A 5,420-nucleotide genomic window follows, 5' to 3' on the forward strand; every position below is an offset into this window, starting at 1 on the left:
GGGAATGTCCAGCCTGGCGTTGGTCAGGTCGGCCGAGACGTTCTGGTCGCCGCTGCCGTTCTTGTCGATCGCCACCTTCACAGTTCCGGCAAGCAGCGGCTTCAGGCCGGGCATGGCGGCGGCGCGGATCTTGTCGTCGAGCACCAGGGCCACCTTGCGGCTGCGCGCCGGCCCCTCATCCCTGAGCGGCTCGATCAGATCGAGTTCGGCCGGAATGCCGTTCAGCAACGCCTTGGCGGAGATCACCGCCTTCTCGGGGTCGACCGTGATCGAACCGTCGGCATCCGTCACGACCTGTCCTTCGAAGGGCTTGGCCAGGGACATGCCGGTGTAGTCGAGCGACACCAGCCAATCGAGCTTCGAGGAGTCGACGCCGGACTGCAGCGGAATATCCGCCTTGACGTGACCGGTGACGCTGCCCGACAGGTCCTCCGGCAGAATGCCGACATGGCGCATGGCGTTGATCGGCTCGTAGGATGCGAGTTCGGCAACGGCGGATGCGTCGCCGTCGACATCGATGTCGAGCGCGCCGACGACCGGCGGGCGGTTGGCCGCCTTGACCGTCAGCGTGCCGTTGCTGGCCGCCACGGTGCGGCCGCTGGGCATGTAGACGGTGCCCGAGGACAGCGAGATATCGACATCGTTGCCGTGGAAACCGACGACGCCGACCGCATCGCGTATCGGAGGGATGCGGCCGGCGGTGTCGAAGCGCGATCCCTCGATCTGGAAGCGGCCGAACACCTCATCGGCCGAAAGCGGCACGCCGTTGCCCAGCCGGCCCGGCACCACCTGGAACTGAAGGTTGGCGTCGACGACACGGCCGCCGAACAGATTTGCCAGCACCCACAGCCGGGCATTGCGCGCCGAAAACCACGGCCATAGCTGCTTGACGTGAGAGACCTGCATGTCGTGGATGTTGAACGCCAGATTGATCCCCGGCACTTTGCCGTCGACGAACGCCACGGCGGCGGTGCCAAGCATCTCGCCCGAGCCGGCGGACCGAAGCGCGATCTGCTCGGCCACCAGTTTGTGGCTCACCGTGTTGTAGACACCGGCGATCCGGGCGAGGAAGGTGAGCGCCGGCTCGGGCGACTCCGAAGGCGCAAGCGACGACCCGTCGCTGGTCAGGTCGTAGCGATAGGAGGGCTCTTCACCCACCGCTCCGCTTGCCGGCTTCGGCCCGATCGAACCGGCGAAATCGAATGTCGAGCGGCCGGTCTTCAGCAGCAATCTGTCGACCTGGACCTTGTTGCTGCCAGCAACCAGCGTCGCATTGATATCGACGTCCGCCGCCAGCAATCCTCGCGTGCCGAGATCGAGGACAGAGCCCGTCGATGACAAAGCGGCCGTCAGCCGCGATGCGTTCACGCCGAACCCTTCCGATCCCGTCAGCTTCAACGCGACGGGTCCCAACTTGCCGGCAGCGGCCGCGCCGGTGTCGGCCAGATCGACGCTCGCATCCAGCGCCGTGACCCGGTGCGCCGCGATATCACGGGTGGCGGTAGCGGCAACCGTAAGCGTCCTGCCGTCGATGTCCGCCTTCGAGGAAAACTCCATGCCGCCCGGTCCCGACTGCACGACGGTGGCGTCGGTGATCTTGACGAGCTTGATCGCTCCGGTTTCGGGCAGCACGAATTCGACATTGCGAAGATCGATGCGACGCAGCGAATCCTCCCGCACGGCATCGAGTGCGTGGTTGATGTTTCCGAACACCGCGGCGGACAGCTTCTCCGGATCGATGAGGCCGTCCGCATTGCGCAGGCCGGCGGTCCAGTCGCCGCCTGACGGCATCGCCGCCACGACGATGCGGGCATCCGAGATCCTGGCGCTGGTCAGCCGCACATCTCCCCACAGCAGCGGGAACAGACGCACGCCGAAGCGCACGCGGCCGGCATCGGCCATCGGCTTGCCGTCTGATGTCTTCAAGCTGACGTCGCTGACCTGAAGCGCGATGAAACTCGAACCGTCGAGCGTGATGCGGGCAGGCCCGACCGCGACATTGACATCGACGCCCGCCAGTTTCTCAAGCGCCGTTTCCGCCTCGGCGCGAAGCCGGTCGGCTCCGATGCCGGAGGCGCCAACCAGATAAACGAGCACGGCGGCCAGCAGCACGAAAGCGACCAGACCGGCGAACAGTCGCGACAGGATGCGAAAACCGCGTCCGATCGACGCCTGACCAAGCGGCGGCACACGGCAGGCGGACGGAAAGGTCCCCAGGTCGGTGATCTCATCACGCCTGAACCGGATCTTCTCGTGCTGCGGTCGCTCCTGATCCACGCAATTTTCCGTTGTACGAACTCGATCGTGGACGAATCCCCGTCCGACACTATATCGGTGTGGCTTCGCGCGTAACCTCAAACAAGGGCATCGGTATGGCTGACCTCGACGTAGGCGATCTTGCGCCGCAATTTGACCTGCCGCGGGACGGCGGCGGATCGGTCAGCCTTGCCGCATCGTCCGGCAAGCCCATCGTGCTCTATTTCTATCCGCAGGACGACACAACAAGCTGCACGCAGGAGGCGATCAGCTTCTCGCAGTTGAAGCCGGAGTTCGAGAAGGCCGGCGCCGTGGTGATCGGCCTGTCGCCCGACCCCGTCAAGAAGCACGACAAGTTCAAGTCGAAATACAATCTCACCATCGACCTCGCCGCCGACGAGGAGCGCACGGTGATCGAGGCCTACCATCTGTGGGTCGAGAAATCGATGTATGGCCGCAAGTATATGGGCGTCGAGCGCGCGACGTTCCTGATCGGCCGCGACGGGCGGATCGCCAGGATCTGGCGCAAGGTCCGCGTCAAGGGCCATGCCGAAGAGGTGCTCGAGGCCGTTCGAGCGCTTTGAGGTTTGCCGGCGAGGCTGGCCCAGGTTCCCTTGCAACCTTACGCACGCCTGGCGGGCAATCGCTGCGAGCAAGCTATCGCTGCAAGCCTTTGTTAACCCTAATAATGTGTAATCAAGCTGTCGTGGTGTCGTAAACGAAAGCTTGGTCCCGTGAACGCAACCGGTCAGTCCGCAGTCTTCGGCAAGCGTAAGGAGCCCCATACGGTCATCATCGCCCGGGGCAACGAGATCAGGCATTTTACGATCCGACCGTGGCTGGCGGCCTTTATCGGCTCGGCGCTGGCCGCCATTGCCGTCGGCTACCTCATGGCCACCTCCTATCTCGTGCTGCGCGACGATTTGATCGGCGCCACAACGGCGCGTCAGGCGCGCATGCAGCAAGCCTATGAAGATCGCATTTCGGCGCTTCGCGCCCAGGTCGACCGCATCACCAGCCGCCAGTTGCTCGACCAGCAGCTGATGGAAACCAAGGTCAGCGAACTGCTTGAACGCCAGAGCCAGTTGAGCCAGCGTCATGGCCGCCTTGGTCCGCTGCTCGAACGCGCCGAGAGCGAGGTCGGCGCAGCGCCGGCCGAAGATCCGGCAGCGGCTGCGAAGCCGGACAAACGCGCCGAAGTGACCGGCAGCATCAAGGAGCCCGCGCGGAATTATGCGGTCGCCAGCCTGAGCGCCGATCTCGGCGCCGGCGACACAAGGCCGTTCTCGCTGTGGTCAACCCGCTCCGATCCGCTGCCCAATGATTCAGCCGCCGATCGTGCCGACAAGCTCTTCGTCTCGATCAACCAGTCGTTGAAATCCATCGAGAGCGATCAACTGACCCGCATCAGCACGCTTGCCGACAATGCCTATAAGAGCGCCGATGCCATCACCCAGGCGCTCGAGGCGGCCGGACTGCCCGTCGACAGCGACTTCGGCAAGGGCGACAGCGACGTCGGCGGACCGCTGATCCCGCTCGACAGTTCGATGATGTTCGACAGCAAGGTCAAGGAATTGGACGAAGCGCTTGACGCGCTCGACCATCTCAAGAAAGAAGCGCGCCAGCTGCCGCTGACCAACCCCGCGCCGGGCCACTCCGTCACCAGCCCGTTCGGCGTGCGCACCGACCCGATCCTCGGCACCGCGGCACTGCATTCCGGCATGGATTTCAGGGCGCCGATCGGCATGGCCGCAAAGGTCACGGCGCCCGGCACCGTCACCAAGGCCGGCTGGAACGGCGGCTATGGCCGCATGGTTGAAGTCGACCATGGCAATGGTTTTGCGACACGTTACGGGCATCTCAGCGAGATCGACGTGACCGTCGGCGAGAAACTGGACGCCGGCGCCGTCATCGGCAAGACCGGCAGCAGCGGCCGCTCGACCGGCCCGCATCTGCACTACGAAGTCCGCCACAATGGCGAAGCGATCGATCCCTTGCGCTTCCTCACGGTCGGCAAGAAGGTCGCCCAGTATCTGTAAGCGATCCCAGGCTCCTGCCCCATGCGCCGATGACCATCATGATGGCTGACTAAGGCGCTCCCGTAGACAGAAACGCCGTCGCTGCCGCAACCAGGGTGGTCGCGCCGACCTTCAACGCGGCCTCGTCGACACGAAACCGGGCGTGATGGAGCGGAAAGACCGATCCGATCTCCTCGTTCCGGATTCCCAGCCGAAAATAGACCGAAGGACGTTTCTCGCTGTAGTAGCCAAAGTCGTCCGCGATCGTCCATCCGGGCGTGTTGAGGACGTTGTCGGCACCGATGCAGGCCTTGGCGCTGGCGGCAATCAGCTCTGTCATCTCGACATCGTTGACGACGCCGGGTTCGCCCTTGTGGATGTCGACCTCGACACGCGCGCCGTGGCTCGTCGCCATACCCTCGGCTATCGTACGAACGCGGTGCCAGGCCCGCTCGCGGGTTGCATCGCTGCCGCTGCGGATGGTGCCTTTCAACGTGACCCTGCCGGCTGTGACATTGTAGGCGTTGCCGCCATTGATGGCAGTCACGGAAATCACCAGCGGATCGTACGGATCGGTCTCGCGCGAAACGATCTTCTGCAATTCGCTCACCAGGGAGCAGGCCACGGCCAACGCATCGACGCCTTCATGCGGTTTTGCCGCGTGTGCCGCCGAGCCGATGACGGCCACATCGAACGTGTCACAGGCCAGAGTGTAGGGACCGGAGCCGACGGCGATCTTGCCGGTCGGTGTGTACGGATCGACGTGGACGCAGATGGCGGCGTCGATGTCGTCGAGAAGCCCCTCTTCCACCACCCGCTTGCCGCCCGACGGTTCGTCCTCCTCCGCCGGCTGGAAGATCAGGCGAACGGTACCGCCAAAACTGTCCCGCGACTGGTGAAGATGCGCGGCCACCGCGAAAGCCATCGATGCATGGGCGTCGTGACCGCAGGCATGCATCACACCTGGATTCGTCGATGCATAATCGACGCCGGACTCCTCCTCGATCGGCAAGGCATCGATGTCGGCGCGAATGGCGATCTTTCGATTTGACGGCCTGCCGGCGCCGACAATATCGACGGCAAGGCCAAAGCCGGCGACGTCGCGAATGTCGACGATTCCCTGATCCACCAGCATCTGCCTGAGGT

4 protein-coding genes are annotated in these 5,420 nt (G+C 64.3%); 2 read left to right on the plus strand and 2 right to left on the minus strand.

What is annotated here, in order from left to right:
- The coding region (locus EN969_RS15170) for a DUF3971 domain-containing protein (protein WP_127419219.1) at positions 1-2,277 on the minus strand (2,277 nt) is incomplete at its 3' end.
- Positions 2,278-2,372: 95 nt separating this feature from the next.
- Here EN969_RS15170 and EN969_RS15175 point away from each other — a divergent pair.
- A complete protein-coding gene (locus EN969_RS15175; RefSeq protein ID WP_063167801.1) occupies positions 2,373-2,840 on the plus strand; it encodes a peroxiredoxin in 468 nt (155 codons plus the stop codon).
- A 150-nt stretch (positions 2,841-2,990) separates the two neighbouring features.
- On the plus strand, positions 2,991-4,295 hold the full coding sequence (locus tag EN969_RS15180) for a M23 family metallopeptidase (RefSeq protein WP_063167800.1): 1,305 nt from the start codon (positions 2,991-2,993) through the stop codon (positions 4,293-4,295).
- A 49-nt stretch (positions 4,296-4,344) separates the two neighbouring features.
- On the opposite strand, the gene EN969_RS15185 is transcribed toward EN969_RS15180, so the two are convergent.
- Positions 4,345-5,420: amidohydrolase (locus tag EN969_RS15185; protein ID WP_164758268.1), on the minus strand; the 1,076-nt coding region annotated here is incomplete at its 5' end.

The sequence above is a fragment of the Mesorhizobium sp. M7A.F.Ca.CA.003.01.2.1 genome (genome assembly GCF_003998945.1).
Lineage (GTDB): Bacteria > Pseudomonadota > Alphaproteobacteria > Rhizobiales > Rhizobiaceae > Mesorhizobium > Mesorhizobium ciceri.

Excerpts from the sequence above, each read along its gene's own strand:
- EN969_RS15175 (WP_063167801.1), top strand. The coding sequence starts at position 2,373 with ATGGCTGACCTCGACGTAGGCGATCTTGCGCCGCAATTTGACCTGCCG.